This window comes from Saccharopolyspora sp. CA-218241, from assembly GCF_050954615.1.
In the GTDB taxonomy this organism is placed as follows: domain Bacteria; phylum Actinomycetota; class Actinomycetes; order Mycobacteriales; family Pseudonocardiaceae; genus Saccharopolyspora; species Saccharopolyspora cebuensis.
Genome location: NZ_CP191860.1, coordinates 1,498,315 through 1,513,051, shown reverse-complemented (window position 1 = coordinate 1,513,051; position 14,737 = coordinate 1,498,315). Strand labels below are relative to the sequence as shown.

The window sequence follows — 14,737 nt, the reverse complement described above, 5'->3', positions numbered from 1 at the left end:
AGCCGAGCTCGGTTCTCATCACGAATCGAACACTCGACCCGATCCCGGACCGCCGACTCCACCTTCCGGCGCGACCGACCGGACCACCGGTTCGACACACCGAGCCGAAGGCACGGGAGGTGGGCTGACGAGGACCAGGCCTGCTCGCGCAACGCCTCGACGGTGGTCAACGGCAGCACAGCAACCGGGACCGCGGGGACACGAGCGGCTTCAGGCTTCGATCGTGGACCAGGGCGTCTCATCGCTCCGGATCGAGGAGCGGAGTTGTCCAGGTGCGCTGCGCCATCGGGACGACCACCGCTGGGAACCGCGTTCTGGCTGGCCACGGCGGCTGTGGTGGGCGCAGCTGGGTTCGAACCAGCGACCCCCTGCTTGTAAGGCAGGTGCTCTTCCGCTGAGCTATGCGCCCGAGGTGGCGGCCGAGAGGTCAGCCGTCGGAACACTGTACCGGTCGGCCACCACGCTCCGGCAGGTGGCGCCTCAGCCGTCGAGCTCGGCGAGCGCCTTCTTCCACACGTTCTGGTCGCGGGCCTCGCCGGGCTGGTTGACCTCGGCGAACCGGACCTTGCCGGTGGTGTCGATCAGGAACGTGCCGCGCAGCGCCATGCCCGCGGACTCGTTGAACACGCCGTAGGCCTTGGCGACCTCGCCGTGCGGCCAGAAGTCGGACAGCAGCGGGAAGGTGTAGCCCTCCTGCTCCGCCCACGCCTTGAGCGCGAACGGCGAGTCGACCGACACCCCGAGGACCTGGACCTTGTCGTTCTGGAACTCGGAGAGATCGTCGCGGACCTGGCAGAGCTCGCCCTGGCACACGCCGCTGAAGGCGAACGGGTAGAAGACCAGCAGCACGTTCTTCTCGCCCTGGAAATCGGCGAGCGAGACCTGCTGCTTGTTGTAGTCGGGCAACGTGAAGCCCGGCGCCTGCGCGCCGACCTCGACCGTCATGAGCACACCCTTCGGTTCGACGTGACCATGTCGACGCCGAACCTACACCGCGCGCCCCCGCGCGGGCACCGACGGCGGCGCCGGCACCCGCGCGCCGCCGTCAGCGCTTGGCCTTCTTCCGGTAGGCCAGCCGGGTGGCCATCCACCCCTCGGGCAGGTTGGGGCCTGCCGTCTGGGCCAGGTTCGCCGTCGAGGCCGCCTCCGCGATGTCGGCGGGTTCGACGTAGCCGTCGCGCCCCGTCTTCGGGGTGAGCACCCAGATCACCCCCTCGTCCGACAACGGCGTCATGACATCGAGGAGCGTGTCCGTCAGATCGCCATCGTCGTCGCGCCACCAGAGCAGCACCACATCGACCACTTCGTCGGCATCTTCGTCGAGCAGCTCGCTGCCGCAACGCTCCTCGATGGCTGCCCGGACGTCGTCATCGACGTCCTCGTCCCAGCCGAACTCCTGGACGACCATGTCCGGCTCGATTGCGAGTTTCTCGGCGACGTCGACATCGTTCTTGCCGGCGTCTCCCGCGGCGACCACGGTTTTCTCACTCCTCCAATGCACCGGTGCGACATCTGCCGCACCCCCGTTGTTCAGATTCTGGCCGATAGCGAACACTGCCAAGCACCACCGGCGCAACTGCTGACCGCACGACACGCCGAAGCGGGCGCCGTGGAGTTCGACTGTAGCGGTGCTCCGCCCGCGCCAACACCGCTCGTGGGGGCGTCGCCGCACGCACCCACCGCCGGGATGGGGGACCATGGCGGGTGTCCGACATCACTGCCGGACGCCCCCGCACGCCCACGACGCAGTCGAGGAGTCCACTTGTCCCCGCTCAACAACGATCTCGGCGGCAACCGGAACGCCGAGCGGGTGCGCGTCATCCGCGACGGCCTGGCCTCGCACCTGCCGGACATCGACCCGGAGGAGACCGAGGAGTGGTTGCAGTCGTTCGACGCGATGCTCTCCGGCGCCGGGCAGCAGCGCGCGCGGTACCTGATGCTGCGGTTGCTGCAACGAGCGCGGGAAGGCGGCGTCGGCGTCCCCTCGCTGACCAACACCGACTACGTCAACACCATCCCGACCGAGCACGAGCCGTGGTTCCCCGGTGACGAGGAGACCGAGCGCCGCTACCGAGCGTGGATGCGCTGGAACGCCGCGGTGATGGTGCACCGGGCCCAGCGGCCCGGCATCGGCGTCGGCGGGCACATCTCCTCGTTCGCCTCGTCGGCCAGCCTCTACGAGGTGGGCTTCAACTGGTTCTTCCGCGGCAAGGACCACCCGGGCGGCGGCGACCACCTCTACATCCAGGGCCACGCCTCCCCCGGCATCTACGCCCGCGCCCACCTGGAGGGGCGGCTCGCCCCCGAACGCCTCGACGGCTTCCGCCAGGAGTACTCGCACGCCGGCCCCGGCGGCGGGCTGCCCTCCTACCCGCACCCGCGGCTGATGTCGGACTTCTGGGAGTTCCCGACCGTCTCGATGGGCCTCGGCCCGATGAACGCGATCATGCAGGCCCGGTTCAACCGCTACCTGCGGGACCGGGGCATCAAGGACACCAGCCAGCAGCACGTCTGGGCCTTCCTCGGCGACGGCGAGATGAACGAGCCGGAGTCGCGCGGCCTGCTGCAGATCGCCGCGAACGAGTCGCTGGACAACCTCACCTTCGTGGTGAACTGCAACCTCCAGCAGCTCGACGGCCCGGTGCGCGGCAACGGCAAGATCATCCAGGAGCTGGAGGCGTTCTTCCGGGGCGCCGGCTGGAACGTGATCAAGGTCGTCTGGGGCCGGGAGTGGGACTCGCTGCTGCACGCCGACCCGGACGGCGCGCTGGTCAACCTGATGAACACCACCCCGGACGGCGACTACCAGACCTACAAGGCCAACGACGGCGCCTTCGTCCGGGAGCACTTCTTCGGCCGCGACCCGCGCACCAAGGAGATGGTCAAGGACCTCACCGACGACCAGATCTGGGGCCTGCGCAGGGGCGGCCACGACTACCGCAAGATCTACGCGGCGTACAAGGCGGCGACCGAGCACCACGGCCAGCCCACCGTGATCCTGGCCAAGACCATCAAGGGTTACGGCCTCGGCCCGCACTTCGAGGGCCGCAACGCCACCCACCAGATGAAGAAGATGACCCCGGAGGACCTCAAGCGGTTCCGGGACGGCCTGCGCATCCCGATCACCGACGAGCAGCTCGACGCCGACCCCGCGCTGCCGCCCTACTACCACCCCGGACCGGACGCGCCGGAGATCGAGTACCTGCACGAGCGCCGCAGGCAGCTCGGCGGTTACCTGCCGGAGCGGCGGACCCGGGCCCGGCCGCTGGTGCTGCCCGGCGACGAGGTCTACGACGTGATCCGGAAGGGCTCGGGCAAGCAGGAGGTCGCCACCACGATGGCGTTCGTCCGGCTGCTCAAGGACCTGGCCAAGGACCCCGAGGTCGGACCGCGCATCGTGCCGATCATCCCGGACGAGGCGCGCACCTTCGGGATGGACTCGATGTTCCCGTCGCAGAAGATCTACAGCCCGCAGGGCCAGCTCTACACCCCGGTGGACGACAAGCTGATGCTGGCCTACCGGGAGAGCGAGCAGGGCCAGATCCTGCACGAGGGCATCAACGAGGCGGGCTCGGCGGCCTCGTTCGCCGCGGCGGGCAGCAGCTACGCCACCCACGGCGAGCCGATGATCCCGGTCTACATCTTCTACTCGATGTTCGGCTTCCAGCGCGTCGGCGACGCCCTGTGGTCGGCCTCGGACCAGATGGCGCGCGGCTTCCTGCTCGGCGCGACCGCCGGGCGCACCACGCTGACCGGTGAAGGGCTGCAGCACGCCGACGGCCACTCGCACCTCCTGGCCGCGACCAACCCGGCGGTGGTGTCCTACGACCCGGCGTGGGCGTTCGAGGTGGCGCACATCGTCAAGGACGGCCTGCGCCGGATGTACGGCGAGGACGCCGAGAACGTCTACTACTACCTGACCGTCTACAACGAGCCCTACGCCCAGCCCGCCGAACCCGAGGACCTCGACGTCGACGGGCTGCTGCGCGGGCTGTACCGCTACCGCCGCGCCGCCGCGGGCAGCGGGCCGAAGGCGCAGCTGCTGGCCTCCGGTGTGCTGATGCCCGAGGCGCTGCGCGCGCAGGAGCTGCTGGCCGAGTGGGGCGTGCGGGCCGACGTGTGGTCGGCGACGTCGTGGTCGCAGCTCCGCCGCGAGGCCGAGGCCGCCGACCGGCACAACCTGCTCAACCCGGACGCCACGCCGCTGGTGCCGCACGTGACCCGGGCGCTGGCCGACGCGGAGGGGCCGGTGGTGGCGGTCAGCGACTGGATGCGCGCGGTGCCGGACCTGATCCGGCCGTGGGTGCCCGGCGACATGCTCAGCCTGGGCACCGACGGGTTCGGGTTCTCCGACACCCGTCCCGCCGCCCGCCGGGTGTTCCTGGTCGACGCCGAGACGACGGTGGTGGCCGCCCTCGCGGCGCTGGCCCGAGCGGGTGCGGTGCAGCAGGCCACCGTGGGCGAAGCGGCCCGCTATTACCGGATCGAGGACGCGCGGGCCGCCGGTCCGCAGACCTCCGACCCCGGCGACGCCTGACCCGGAGCACCGGCGCGGCGACCTGGGTGCGGGGCACCTCCATCCGGCGTGGTCGGATGGAGGTGCCCCGCACTCGGCAAACGAACGGGTGGTCAGCGGCAGTCCACCGGTTCGGCGGGGGTCAGCGGCGCGTCGGCGCGGGTGTCGAGCAGCACCGCGACCAGCGCCCGCGCCTCCTGCCGCATCGGCACGAACCGCCCGCCGTCCGGGGCCGGGAGGCTGCGCACGCCGTGCAGGTCGAGCTCGTCGCCGACCTCCTGGTGCTGCGCGGCGGTGAGCCGGTAGCCGCACGGCGGGTCGGTGTCGACGTCCTCCGGTGCGGGCGGTTCGTTGTCCGCGCCGCCGAAGTACACCGGGCCCTGGTCCCGCAGCCCGGCGAGCCGGGCCTCCGTGGTGGCGCGCTGGATCTCGGCGCGGCGCTGCTCGGCCATCCGCAGCACCTCGTCGAGGGCGATCCGCTGCGAATCGACGCGCCTGCGGTTGTTCAGCGCCGGATCGGCCTGCTCCTCCTCGGTCATCGGGTCCTGCCTGGCCTCGCCGAGCAGCCCGACCGCGTTCTTGATCCCGATGGTGTTGCGCAGGATGCGCGCCTGCCCGTCCCCGGCGACCTGGCGGATCGGCTCACCGGTCTCCGGGTCGGTGTAGATGCCGTAGACCCCGGTGCTGAACCCGCGCTCTTCCAGGGCGGGCCGCACGTACTCCTCGGAGAGCCGCTGCCCGGCCGCGTGCACCTGCCCGGCGGTGTTGAGGTTGCGCGACCACAGCGACAAGAAGTCCTTGACGTAGTACGGCGGGCGCCCGCCGTACTCGTGCAGGTCGTGCACCACGTCCGGCCGGTGGTCGCGCAGCACCGAGGCCAGCGCCCGCGCCTCCGGGGTGCGCAGCTGCAGGTGGTCCCGGTTGATGTCGAGCCCGGCGGCGTTCTCCCGGGTGTCGGCGACGCGCCCGTCGGGGTTGGCGTTGGGCAGGAACAGCACCGCGCCGCGGTCGAGGAACCGCCGCGCGCCGGGGTCGCGGGCCAGGTCGCGCGCCCCGGTCAGGCACGCCTCGCGCCCGGACGGCTCGTCGCCGTGCTGGGAGCAGACGAACAGCACGGTGTACCGGGCGTGTTCGGCGCCGACCCGGACGAGCCGCAGCGGGCGGCCTTCCACGCTGGTCCCCACCTGCCGCACCGACACGTCGTGGTGCCGCCGGTCGAGTTCGGCCAGGAACTCCCGCTCCTCCGCGAGCGTCGTCCAGCGCTGGCCACCGGTGCGCTCGAAACCCGTGTCCAGCGCGGTGCCCTCGGCCGCGACGGCGGTCGGCGCCACCAGCATCGCGCTCAACGCCAGCGATGCGACCGCGCGTCGTGCGAATCGACCCATCGGCTCGTCCCTTCCCTCGGTGAACCCCGGAAGCGGCAACGCCGCCGCTTCCGGAGCCAAATCACCACCGGGTCGGGGCGGAGTCAACCGCCGACCGAGGTGCGTTCGGCGGCGCGCTGCACCCGCGCGGTGCGGTTCCAGCTCCACCAGCCGTGCACCACCAGGACCGCGAACACCACGTAGATCGCGGCGCTGAAGTGCAGTCCCGAGGCGAACTGCAGCGGCACCCCGACGGCGTCGACGGCCAGCCAGACCAACCAGAACTCCACCAGTCCGCGACCCTGCGCCCAGAACGCGACCGCGGTGCCGACGAAGATCCAGGCGTCCGGCCACGGCGCCCAGGAGGCACCGGTCGCCTCCAGCAGCAGCGCGAAGGCGGTGGTGCCCAGGACGAGCGCGGCGAGCAGCGCGAGCCGTTCGCGCGGGCCCGCGCGGCGGACCACCACGCCGTAGACCGGGTCGCTGCGCCGCTGCCACGCCCACCAGCCGTAGACCGAGATGAGCAGGATGATCACCTGCCGGACGGCGAGCCCACCGAGGTGCGCCGAGGCGTAGACGGCGAACAGCAGCACGGTCGCGGCCACCTGCACCGGCCAGGTCGCCAGCGTGCGGCGCTGGGCCAGGAAGACGACGGCGAGGGCGCAGAGCTGGCCGACCAGTTCCGCCCACGAGATCCGCTGGCCCAGCACGGTGATCCCGTTGCCGAGCACCCATTCGGCGAGCTGCTGCACGCGCCCTCTCCTCCCACCCGGCGCACCGGGGCGGAATCGCGCGGGCAGCGGGAACGACGGGCGCGCCGTCGGCGCCCGAGGCGCGACGGCTGCTGCCGGTCCGGCGACCCGTGCGCTGCCTCCCATCCGGACTGTCACCGTCGGTTCCGGAATTCCACCGGATCGGCCGGGAACCTCCTCGCGGAGGCACCGGTTCGCGGACTGTCACCGCCGGTTCGGAATCGCACCGAGCCCCGGAGCGCACGACTTCTGCTGCTTCGGTCAACATCCTGCGCCGTCGCGCCGCTTCCCACACCGGGACGTGCGCCGCATCACAGCGAAGCCGGATGGCCGATCGAACACGCGTGCGCCACTCGGTAGACTCGATCGGAGATCAGCACGCCGGGGGGAGGCAGCCGATGAACGACACCGATCGAGCCATCCTCGACTTCGCCCGGGAGCACTGGCAGCACGCCGGGAACAAGGAGCGCGCGCTCCAGGAGCGCTTCGGCTTGTCCTCGATCCAGTACTACCAGCGGCTGAACCGATTACTCGACGAGCCCGAAGCGCTCGCCCAGCAGCCCGCGCTGGTCAAGCGGCTGCAACGGGTCCGGGACGCGCGACGTCGGAGCAGGCGTCCGGCGAGCTGAGCGCGCACCCGACCCGCTCCCCGGCCGGGTGGCTACACCTCCGGTTGCCGCTCCTGCTGGATCCGCACCAGTTCGGCGAGCAGCGGCGCGGCCCGCTCCGGCGGCAGCGCCCGGAACGCCGCCTTGATCTCCTCCGGATCACCCGCCGCGCCGTGCCCGGCGGGGTTCCGCCCCGGCTGGGCGAGCAGCCCGTTGACCAGGTCGACGAGCATCGCCACGACCGTCCTCGGCCCCAGATCGGTGTTCCAGCCCTGGATCTCGCCGTTCGGCCCGGGCGGACCGAGCAGTTCGGCCTCCACCCGGCGCAGGATGGCGTCCGGTCCCGATGCCATGCGCTCCCCCGTCCCACCGCCGCCGAGCTCGGCCCGGAAGCGGTCCATGTCGACGTGCCCCGGGTCGATCTTGCCGGTGACGCTGGTCTCCTTGTGTCCGCGCGCCGCCGCGTCGGGCTGCCCCAGGTGGCGCAGCACGGCGGCGGTCGCGATCAGCGCGGCGTCGTACTGCTCCGGGCTCGGCCCCTGCTCCACGCCCTGGTAGTCCAGCTCGAACCCGACGTAGAGGGTGTTGCCGTCCCCGGCGGGGACCGGCCCGGAGGCGCGCGCCTTCCCGGCGTGGTTGGCGCGCCCGGCGGCGATCAGGTGCACCACCCCGTCGAAGCCGATCAGCGCGTGGCACAGCGGTCCGGCCAGGTCGGGCCTGCCGTCGATGCAGAGCTGCAGGCTCGGCGCGGGATCCTGGTAGGAGGCCGGGGTGGCCGTGTGGTGCTCCAGCACCCCGACCGGTTCCGGCTGCGGACCGGACGTCGCGGTGCGCTCCCGCCAGCCCGGCGTCTCCCGCACGCGCAGACCGGCACCCGACAGCACGTCCGCGAGCCACACCAGCGGCAACGCCATCGTGATCACCCCCGAAGATCGACGTCACCACATGGTGTCGCGGCGGGTGCGCGGAGAGCCACGCCCAAGTGCGTGAAAACGCCCGGGTACCGCCCCAACGGGTGTGCGTGCACCGCCCGTTCGGCCCAGCGCGGGCCGACGTGCGGCGGTGCGCCCGACCCGGTGGCCCGCTCGGGCCGTCGCCGCGACGTGGGATTCTGGAGCCATGAGCGAGGAACGGGCAGACGGTGGCGCACCGGAGATCACCCCGGCCACCCTGCGCCGGCTCGAGCGGGCGTCCGGCGGGCTGGCCGCGGCCAGCATCGCCGCGATGGAGCAGCGGCTGCCCTGGTTCCAGCGGCTGCCCGCCGACGAGCGGGCCAGCGTGCAACTGGTCACCCAGACCGGCGTGGCCAACTTCGTGGCCTGGTTGCAGGACCCGACCGAGGCGATCCGGCTGACCACCGAGGCCTTCCGCTCGACGCCGCGGGAGCTGTCCCGCTGGGTCAGCCTCCGGCAGACGCTGGAGCTGGTGCGGGTGGCCATCGACGTCTTCGAGCAGCGGTTGCCCGAGGTCGCCGACGACGAGGCCCAGCAGGGGCTGCTGCGCGAGTCGATCCTGCGGTTCACCCGGGAGATCGCCTTCGCCGCCGCCACCTCCTACGCCGCCGCGGCCGAGGCCCGGGGCGCCTGGGACGCCCGGCTGGAGGCGCTGGTGGTGGACGGCATCGTCCGGGGTGACGCGGAGGAGTCGCTGCTGTCCCGGGCCGCCGCGCTGGGCTGGGACCCGGGTTCGGAGGCCACCGTGCTGGTCGGCAACGCGCCGTCGGAGGATCCGCCGACGATCGTCTACAAGGTGCGCGCGCGGGCGGCCCGGGTGGGGTGCGCGGTGCTGCTGGGCGTGCAGGGCAGCCGGCTGGTGGTCGTGTTCGGCACCGCGGGGTCCCGCGAGCAGGAGGCGGCGGCCGGGCTGGCGGAGGCCTTCGGCGAGGGGCCGGTGGTGGCGGGGCCGACGGTGTCGAGCCTGGCCGAGGCGCACCGGTCGGCCGGGGACGCGATGTCGGCGCTGCGCGCCGTGGTGGCCTGGCCCGGGGCGCCCCGCCCGGTGCCCTCCGCCGACCTGCTGCCGGAACGCGCGCTGGCCGGCGACCCGGAGTCGGAGCGGCAGCTCGTGGAGAACATCGTGCTCCCGCTGGTGGACTCCGGCGGCGCGCTGTTGGAGACCGTCGACACCTACCTGGAGGTCGGCGGCGTGCTGGAGAACTGCGCCCGGCAGCTCTTCGTGCACCCGAACACGGTCCGGTACCGGCTGCGGCGGGTCGCCGAGCTCACCGGCCGGGTGCCGTCGAACGCCCGGGACGCGCACGTGCTGCGGGTGGCGCTCGGGGTGGGCCGGCTGGCCAAGGCGCGCGGCCTGTGGTGAGCCCCGCGTTACGCGAATTTTGTTCACATTCCGATCACGACCCGGACACAACCGACAACGATTCACCCTCGTAGGGGGCCACGGACGGGGGGCCGTTGTAGACACCCCACAACAATGGCCGCCCGAGTTCGTTCGCCGCAGCATCACGGGGACCCCCGCCGGACGTGTTCAGTAGCAAGGGTGATCGCGCTTCTCGCCCCCGGACAGGGCTCGCAGACCCCCGGGATGCTCAGCCCGTGGCTCGAACTGGACGGTGTCGAGCAACGCCTCGCCGCCTGGTCCGAGCTGACCGGACTCGACCTGGTCCGCCTCGGCACCACCGCCGACGCCGATGAGATCAAGGACACCGCCGTCACCCAGCCGCTGGTGGTGGCCGCCTCGCTGATCGCCGCCGAGGCGCTGCGGGACCGCGTCGCGCTGCCCGCGGACACCCCGGTCGCCGGGCACTCCGTCGGGGAACTCGCCGCCGCGGCCATCGCGGGCGCGCTGAGCACCGACGACGCCGTGTCGCTGGCCGCCGTCCGCGGCTCCGAGATGGCCGCCGCGTGCGCGCTGGAGCCCACCGGCATGTCCGCCCTGCTCGGCGGTGATCCCGATGCGGTGGTGGGCCACCTGGAGTCGCTCGGCCTCGACCCGGCCAACCGCAACGGCGCCGGGCAGATCGTCGCCGCGGGCCGCGCCTCCGCGCTGACCGAACTCGCCGAGGAACCGCCGGACGGCGCCCGGGTCCGCCCGCTGCCGGTGGCCGGCGCCTTCCACACCCGCTTCATGGCCCCGGCCAAGGACGCCCTGGCCCGCCACGCCGACAAGGTGCGCGCCACCGACGCCGGGATGCCGCTGCTGTCCAACGCCGACGGCGCGGTGGTCTCCGACGGCGCCGAGGTCCTCCGGCGGCTGGTCGACCAGGTCACCCGGCCGGTGCGGTGGGACCTGTGCATGGCGGCGCTCGGCGAGCGGGGCGTCACCGCCACCGTCGAACTCCCGCCCGCGGGTGCGCTGAGCGGCATGGTGCGCCGCGAGCTCAAGGGCACCCAGACCGTGGCGCTGAAGACCCCGGCCGATCTCGACAAGGCCGCCGAACTCCTCGGGAGCGCCGCATGAGCCACCCCGCCCTCGCCCAGACCACCGCTCCCGGCGGCAGCGCGCTGCTCGGCTTCGGCAGCACCCAGGGCAACCGGGTGGTCACCAACCACGACCTCGCGAAGGTCGTGGACACCAACGACGAGTGGATCCAGCAGCGCGTCGGCATCGTGCACCGCCGCCTCGGCGACCCGGACCAGACCGTGGTGGCGATGGCGGTGGAGGCCGGTTCCAAGGCGATCGCCGACGCCGGGCTGGCCCCCTCCGACGTGGACCAGGTGATCGTGGCGACCTGCACGATGCCCGGCCAGATCCCCAACGCCGCCGCGCAGGTCGCCGACCAGATCGGGATCAAGTCCCAGGGCGCCTTCGACGTCAACGCCGCCTGCGCCGGGTTCGTCTACGCGCTGTCGGTGGCCTCCGACGCGGTGCGCGCCGGCTCGGCGCGCAACGTGCTGGTGGTCGGCTCCGAGCGGTTCCAGGAGTGGCTGGACTGGGAGGACCGGGCGAACTGCATCATCTTCGCCGACGGCGCCGGGGCCACCGTGGTCGGCGCGGGCGAGCGGGCCGGTCTGGGCCCGGCGGTGCTGGGCAGCGCCGGTGATCTGGCCGACACCATCTACTTGCGCGACCAGAAGTACATCTACCAGGAGGGCCAGTCGGTCTTCCGGTGGGCCACCACGCAGATCGCGCCGGTCGCCGCGCGCGCCGTGGCCGCCGCCGGGCTGGAGCTCTCCGACATCGACGTGCTGGTCCCGCACCAGGCGAACCTGCGCATCGTCGAGGCGATCGCGAAGAAGCTCCAGGGCCAGGGTGCCCGCGAGGACCTCGTGGTGGCTCGTGACATCGTCTACTCCGGCAACACGTCGTCCGCTTCGATCCCGCTGGCCATCGACCACATGCGCGCCGCCGGTGAGATCTCCAGCGGGGACGTGCTGCTGCTCGTGGGCTTCGGCGCCGGTCTGTCCTACGCGGGACAGGTCGTCGTCTGCCCCTGACGAACCGCGTCCGCGCGGCCCGAAAACCCATCTCCAGCGCAGGAACAAGGAAGGAACATCCCGTGTCGAACGAGGAAATCACCAAGGGCCTGGCCACCATCGTCGAGGAGGTCGCCGGTGTCGACGCCGGCGACGTCACCGTCGACAAGTCCTTCGTGGACGACCTCGACATCGACTCCCTGTCGATGGTCGAGATCGCGGTGCAGGCCGAGGACAAGTTCGGGGTCAAGATCCCGGACGACGAGCTGGCCAACCTCAAGACCGTCGGCGATGCGGTGAACTACATCGTCAACAACAAATGACCACCGATGTCGTGATCACCGGGTTGGGCGCGACGACACCGCTCGGCGGTGACGTCGCGTCCACCTGGGACGGACTGCTCAACGGGCACACCGGTATCCGGCGGCTCGACGTCGAGTGGGTCGAGCGCTACGAGCTGCCCACCGCGATCGGCGCGCCGCTGGCCGTGGACCCCGCCGAGGTGCTGCCGCGCGTGCAGCTCCGCCGGCTGGACCGCTGCGAGGCCGTCGCGCTGATCGCGGCCCGCGAGGCGTGGGCGGACGCGGGCTACGAGCTGCCCGGCGACGAGGCGGAACCGGTCGACCCCGACCGGCTCGGCGTGTCGATCGGCACCGGCGTCGGCGGGCCGCTGACCCTGCTCCAGCAGGACGACCTGCTGGAGACCGGGGGGCTGCGCAAGGTCTCGCCGCTGACCGTGCCGATGCTGATGCCCAACGGCCCGGCGGCCCACGTCAGCCTGGACCTGCGGGCCCGCGCGGGGTCCACTCCCCCGCGTCGGCCTGCGCTTCCGGCGCCGAAGGACTGGCCAAGGGCTGGGACATGATCCGGCAGGGCCTGGCCGACGTGGTGGTCGCGGGCGGTGCCGAGGCGTGCATCCACCCGGTCACCGTGGCCGGCTTCTCCCAGGCCCGGACCCTGAGCACCCGCAACGACGATCCGGACCGCGCCTCGCGGCCCTTCGACGTCGACCGGGACGGGTTCGTGATGGGCGAGGGCGCCGGGGTGGTCGTCCTGGAGAGCGCCGAGCACGCCGCGGCGCGCGGTGCCCGGGTCTACGGCACGCTGGCCGGGGTGGGCATCACCTCCGACGCCTACCACATCACCGGCAGCCACCCGGACGGCATCGGCCAGATCAACGCGATGCGCCGGGCGCTGCGCACCGCCGAGCTGGCCCCGTCCGACATCGGTCACGTCAACGCGCACGCGACCTCCACCGTGGTGGGTGACGTGGGCGAGGCGAACTCGGTGCGCCAGGCGGTCGGCGACGACGCCGTGGTCACCGCGCCGAAGGGCTCGCTGGGCCATCTGGTCGGCGGCGCGGGAGCGGTCGAGAGCATCATGACCGTCCTGTCGCTGCGGCACGGCCTGATCCCGGCGACCCGGAACCTGGATTCGCTGGACCCGAAGGTCGACCTCGACGTCGTGGCCGACAAGCCCCGGTACGTCGAGCAGACCGCGGCGCTCAACAACGCCTTCGGCTTCGGCGGGCACAACGTCGCGCTCGCCTTCACCCGGGCCTGACGCCCCGGGCCGCACGAGCCCACCGCTCGTGCGGCCCGCCGGCCCACCGAGCCTGTCCACCGCACCTCCCGGAGGAACACCGATGACCGCTCTCGCCACCCGGCCCGTAACCGAGCAGGAGCACCGCGATCCGCGGGATCCCGACGTCCGGCTCGAGCAGCTCCTCGACCCCGGGTCGGTCGAGCCGCTGCACCCGAGGGACGGCAGCGGGATGGTCGCCGCGCGCGGCCGGATCGACGGCGCGAAGGTCATCGCGTACTGCAGCGACGGCACCCGGATGGGCGGCGCGCTGGGCTCCGAGGGCTGCGGGCACATCGTCGACGCCATCGACCTGGCGGTGCGCGAGCGCTGCCCGGTGATCGGCGTGTGGCACTCGGGCGGGGCGCGCATCCCCGAAGGCGTGGAGTCGCTGGACGGCATGGGTCAGATGTTCGCCGCGATGATCCGCGCGTCCGGTCGGGTGCCGCAGATCTCGGTGGTGGTCGGCCCGGCGGCGGGCGGCGCGGCCTACGGCCCGGCGCTGACCGACGTGGTCGTGATGGCCCCGGCGGGTCGCGTCTTCGTCACCGGCCCCGACGTGGTCCGCAGCGTCACCGGTGAGGAGATCGACCAGGAGGGCCTGGGCGGCGCGGAGGCGCACGGCGCCAAGTCCGGGGTCGTGCACGTGGTCGCCGACGACGAGCCGGACGCCTACGCGCGGGCGCGGCGGCTGGCCGGGCTGTTCGCCCAGCCGGGCCTGTTCGACCTGCACTCGGTCCAGGGGGGCCGCGACCTGCGCGGGCTGCTGCCGGACCGCCCGCAGCGGGCCTACGACGTCAAGCCGGTGATCCGGGGCCTGCTGGACCACACCGAGGACGACGACGGCACCGTGGTCGCGGCGGAGTTCGAGGAGCTCCAGGCCAAGTGGGCGCCGAACGTGGTGGTCGGGCTGGGCCGCCTCGGCGGCCGGACCGTCGGGGTGATCGCGAACAACCCGCTGCGCAAGGGTGGCTGCCTGGACTCGCTGTCGGCGGAGAAGGCGGCCCGCTTCGTGCGGATGTGCGACTCCTTCGGGGTGCCGCTGCTGGTGCTCGTCGACGTGCCGGGCTACCTGCCGGGCGTCGGCCAGGAGTGGGGCGGCGTGGTGCGGCGCGGCGCGAAGCTGCTGCACGCCTTCGGCGAGGCGGTGGTGCCCCGGGTGACCCTGGTGACCCGCAAGTCCTACGGCGGCGCCTACATCGCGATGAACTCCCGCGCCCTCGGGGCGACCGCCGTGTTCGCCTGGCCGGAGGCCGAGGTCGCGGTGATGGGCGCCAAGGCCGCCGTCGGCGTGCTGCACCGCAAGGAGCTGGCCGCCGCGCCGGAGGAGGAGCGCGAGGAGCTGCAGAACCGGCTCACCGAGGAGCACCAGCGGGTCGCCGGCGGGGTCGGCCGGGCGATGTCGATCGGCGTGGTCGACGAGGTCATCGACCCCTCCACGACGCGGCGCCGGATCGCCGAAGCCCTCGCCGCCGCTCCCGCCGGGCGCGGCGCGCACACCAACATCCCGCTCTGAACCACCTCAGTCCTGAGTGAGGAGCAC

Annotated in this window: 12 protein-coding genes, 1 tRNA gene, 1 pseudogene and 1 riboswitch; of the genes and pseudogenes, 8 read left to right on the top strand and 6 right to left on the bottom strand. The window is 72.8% G+C overall.

The features are described 5' to 3' along the window. Positions 1-334: 334 nt before the first annotated feature. The 3 genes from ACQP0T_RS07480 to ACQP0T_RS07470 form a co-directional block, all read right to left on the bottom strand. Positions 335-409: transfer RNA gene (locus ACQP0T_RS07480), tRNA-Val, on the bottom strand. 71 nt (positions 410-480) lie between these two features. Further along, entirely contained in the window at positions 481-945 is a 465-nt protein-coding gene (locus ACQP0T_RS07475; protein WP_345364897.1) for a peroxiredoxin, read from the bottom strand. A 100-nt stretch (positions 946-1,045) separates the two neighbouring features. Then, positions 1,046-1,477, bottom strand: coding sequence for a DUF3052 domain-containing protein (locus ACQP0T_RS07470; RefSeq protein WP_345365046.1), 432 nt, complete (start codon positions 1,475-1,477; stop codon positions 1,046-1,048). Positions 1,478-1,762: 285 nt separating this feature from the next. On the opposite strand from ACQP0T_RS07470, the gene aceE reads away from it, so the two are divergent. After that, on the top strand, positions 1,763-4,537 hold the full coding sequence (gene aceE / locus ACQP0T_RS07465) for a pyruvate dehydrogenase (acetyl-transferring), homodimeric type (protein WP_433871908.1): 2,775 nt from the start codon (positions 1,763-1,765) through the stop codon (positions 4,535-4,537). A gap of 92 nt (positions 4,538-4,629) precedes the next feature. On the opposite strand, the gene ACQP0T_RS07460 is transcribed toward aceE, so the two are convergent. After that, positions 4,630-5,901: a M14 family metallopeptidase gene (locus ACQP0T_RS07460; protein WP_433871907.1), complete on the bottom strand. Its 1,272-nt coding sequence runs from the start codon at positions 5,899-5,901 to the stop codon at positions 4,630-4,632. 83 nt (positions 5,902-5,984) lie between these two features. Then, positions 5,985-6,632: a nicotinamide riboside transporter PnuC gene (gene pnuC, locus ACQP0T_RS07455; RefSeq protein ID WP_433871906.1), complete on the bottom strand. Its 648-nt coding sequence runs from the start codon at positions 6,630-6,632 to the stop codon at positions 5,985-5,987. 110 nt (positions 6,633-6,742) lie between these two features. Then, a riboswitch (FMN riboswitch) is annotated at positions 6,743-6,876 on the bottom strand. 154 nt (positions 6,877-7,030) lie between these two features. Here pnuC and ACQP0T_RS07450 point away from each other — a divergent pair. Continuing rightward, positions 7,031-7,261: a DUF3263 domain-containing protein gene (locus ACQP0T_RS07450; protein WP_345364889.1), complete on the top strand. Its 231-nt coding sequence runs from the start codon at positions 7,031-7,033 to the stop codon at positions 7,259-7,261. 32 nt (positions 7,262-7,293) lie between these two features. On the opposite strand, the gene ACQP0T_RS07445 is transcribed toward ACQP0T_RS07450, so the two are convergent. Continuing rightward, on the bottom strand, positions 7,294-8,154 hold the full coding sequence (locus tag ACQP0T_RS07445; RefSeq protein ID WP_433871905.1) for a peptidoglycan recognition protein family protein: 861 nt from the start codon (positions 8,152-8,154) through the stop codon (positions 7,294-7,296). A gap of 205 nt (positions 8,155-8,359) precedes the next feature. Between ACQP0T_RS07445 and ACQP0T_RS07440 the strand changes: the two genes are divergently transcribed. The 6 genes and pseudogenes from ACQP0T_RS07440 (at position 8,360) to ACQP0T_RS07415 (ending at position 14,710) form a co-directional block, all read left to right on the top strand. After that, positions 8,360-9,556: a PucR family transcriptional regulator gene (locus ACQP0T_RS07440; protein ID WP_433871904.1), complete on the top strand. Its 1,197-nt coding sequence runs from the start codon at positions 8,360-8,362 to the stop codon at positions 9,554-9,556. Between the two features lie 180 nt (positions 9,557-9,736). Next, positions 9,737-10,657, top strand: a complete 921-nt coding sequence (locus tag ACQP0T_RS07435) for an ACP S-malonyltransferase (RefSeq protein WP_433871903.1) — start codon at positions 9,737-9,739, stop codon at positions 10,655-10,657. Next, positions 10,654-11,634: a beta-ketoacyl-ACP synthase III gene (locus ACQP0T_RS07430; RefSeq protein ID WP_433871902.1), complete on the top strand. Its 981-nt coding sequence runs from the start codon at positions 10,654-10,656 to the stop codon at positions 11,632-11,634. The genes ACQP0T_RS07435 and ACQP0T_RS07430 overlap by 4 nt, the downstream gene beginning before the upstream one ends. A gap of 62 nt (positions 11,635-11,696) precedes the next feature. Continuing rightward, positions 11,697-11,936 carry an acyl carrier protein gene (locus tag ACQP0T_RS07425; RefSeq protein ID WP_433871901.1) on the top strand — a complete coding sequence of 80 codons (240 nt, stop codon included), beginning with the start codon at positions 11,697-11,699 and terminating at the stop codon, positions 11,934-11,936. Further along, positions 11,933-13,176 (top strand): annotated as a pseudogene (locus ACQP0T_RS07420) (beta-ketoacyl-[acyl-carrier-protein] synthase family protein). Before ACQP0T_RS07425 ends, ACQP0T_RS07420 begins: the two are co-directional and overlap by 4 nt. An 82-nt stretch (positions 13,177-13,258) precedes the next feature. Next, positions 13,259-14,710 (top strand): acyl-CoA carboxylase subunit beta, encoded by a 1,452-nt coding sequence (locus ACQP0T_RS07415; protein ID WP_433871900.1) that lies wholly within the window; start codon positions 13,259-13,261, stop codon positions 14,708-14,710. The last annotated feature ends 27 nt before the right edge of the window (positions 14,711-14,737 follow it).

Excerpts from the sequence above, each read along its gene's own strand:
- ACQP0T_RS07475 (WP_345364897.1), bottom strand. The coding sequence starts at position 945 with ATGACGGTCGAGGTCGGCGCGCAGGCGCCGGGCTTCACGTTGCCCGAC.
- ACQP0T_RS07460 (WP_433871907.1), bottom strand. The coding sequence starts at position 5,901 with ATGGGTCGATTCGCACGACGCGCGGTCGCATCGCTGGCGTTGAGCGCG.
- ACQP0T_RS07450 (WP_345364889.1), top strand. The coding sequence starts at position 7,031 with ATGAACGACACCGATCGAGCCATCCTCGACTTCGCCCGGGAGCACTGG.
- ACQP0T_RS07445 (WP_433871905.1), bottom strand. The coding sequence starts at position 8,154 with ATGGCGTTGCCGCTGGTGTGGCTCGCGGACGTGCTGTCGGGTGCCGGT.
- ACQP0T_RS07440 (WP_433871904.1), top strand. The coding sequence starts at position 8,360 with ATGAGCGAGGAACGGGCAGACGGTGGCGCACCGGAGATCACCCCGGCC.
- ACQP0T_RS07430 (WP_433871902.1), top strand. The coding sequence starts at position 10,654 with ATGAGCCACCCCGCCCTCGCCCAGACCACCGCTCCCGGCGGCAGCGCG.
- ACQP0T_RS07415 (WP_433871900.1), top strand. The coding sequence starts at position 13,259 with ATGACCGCTCTCGCCACCCGGCCCGTAACCGAGCAGGAGCACCGCGAT.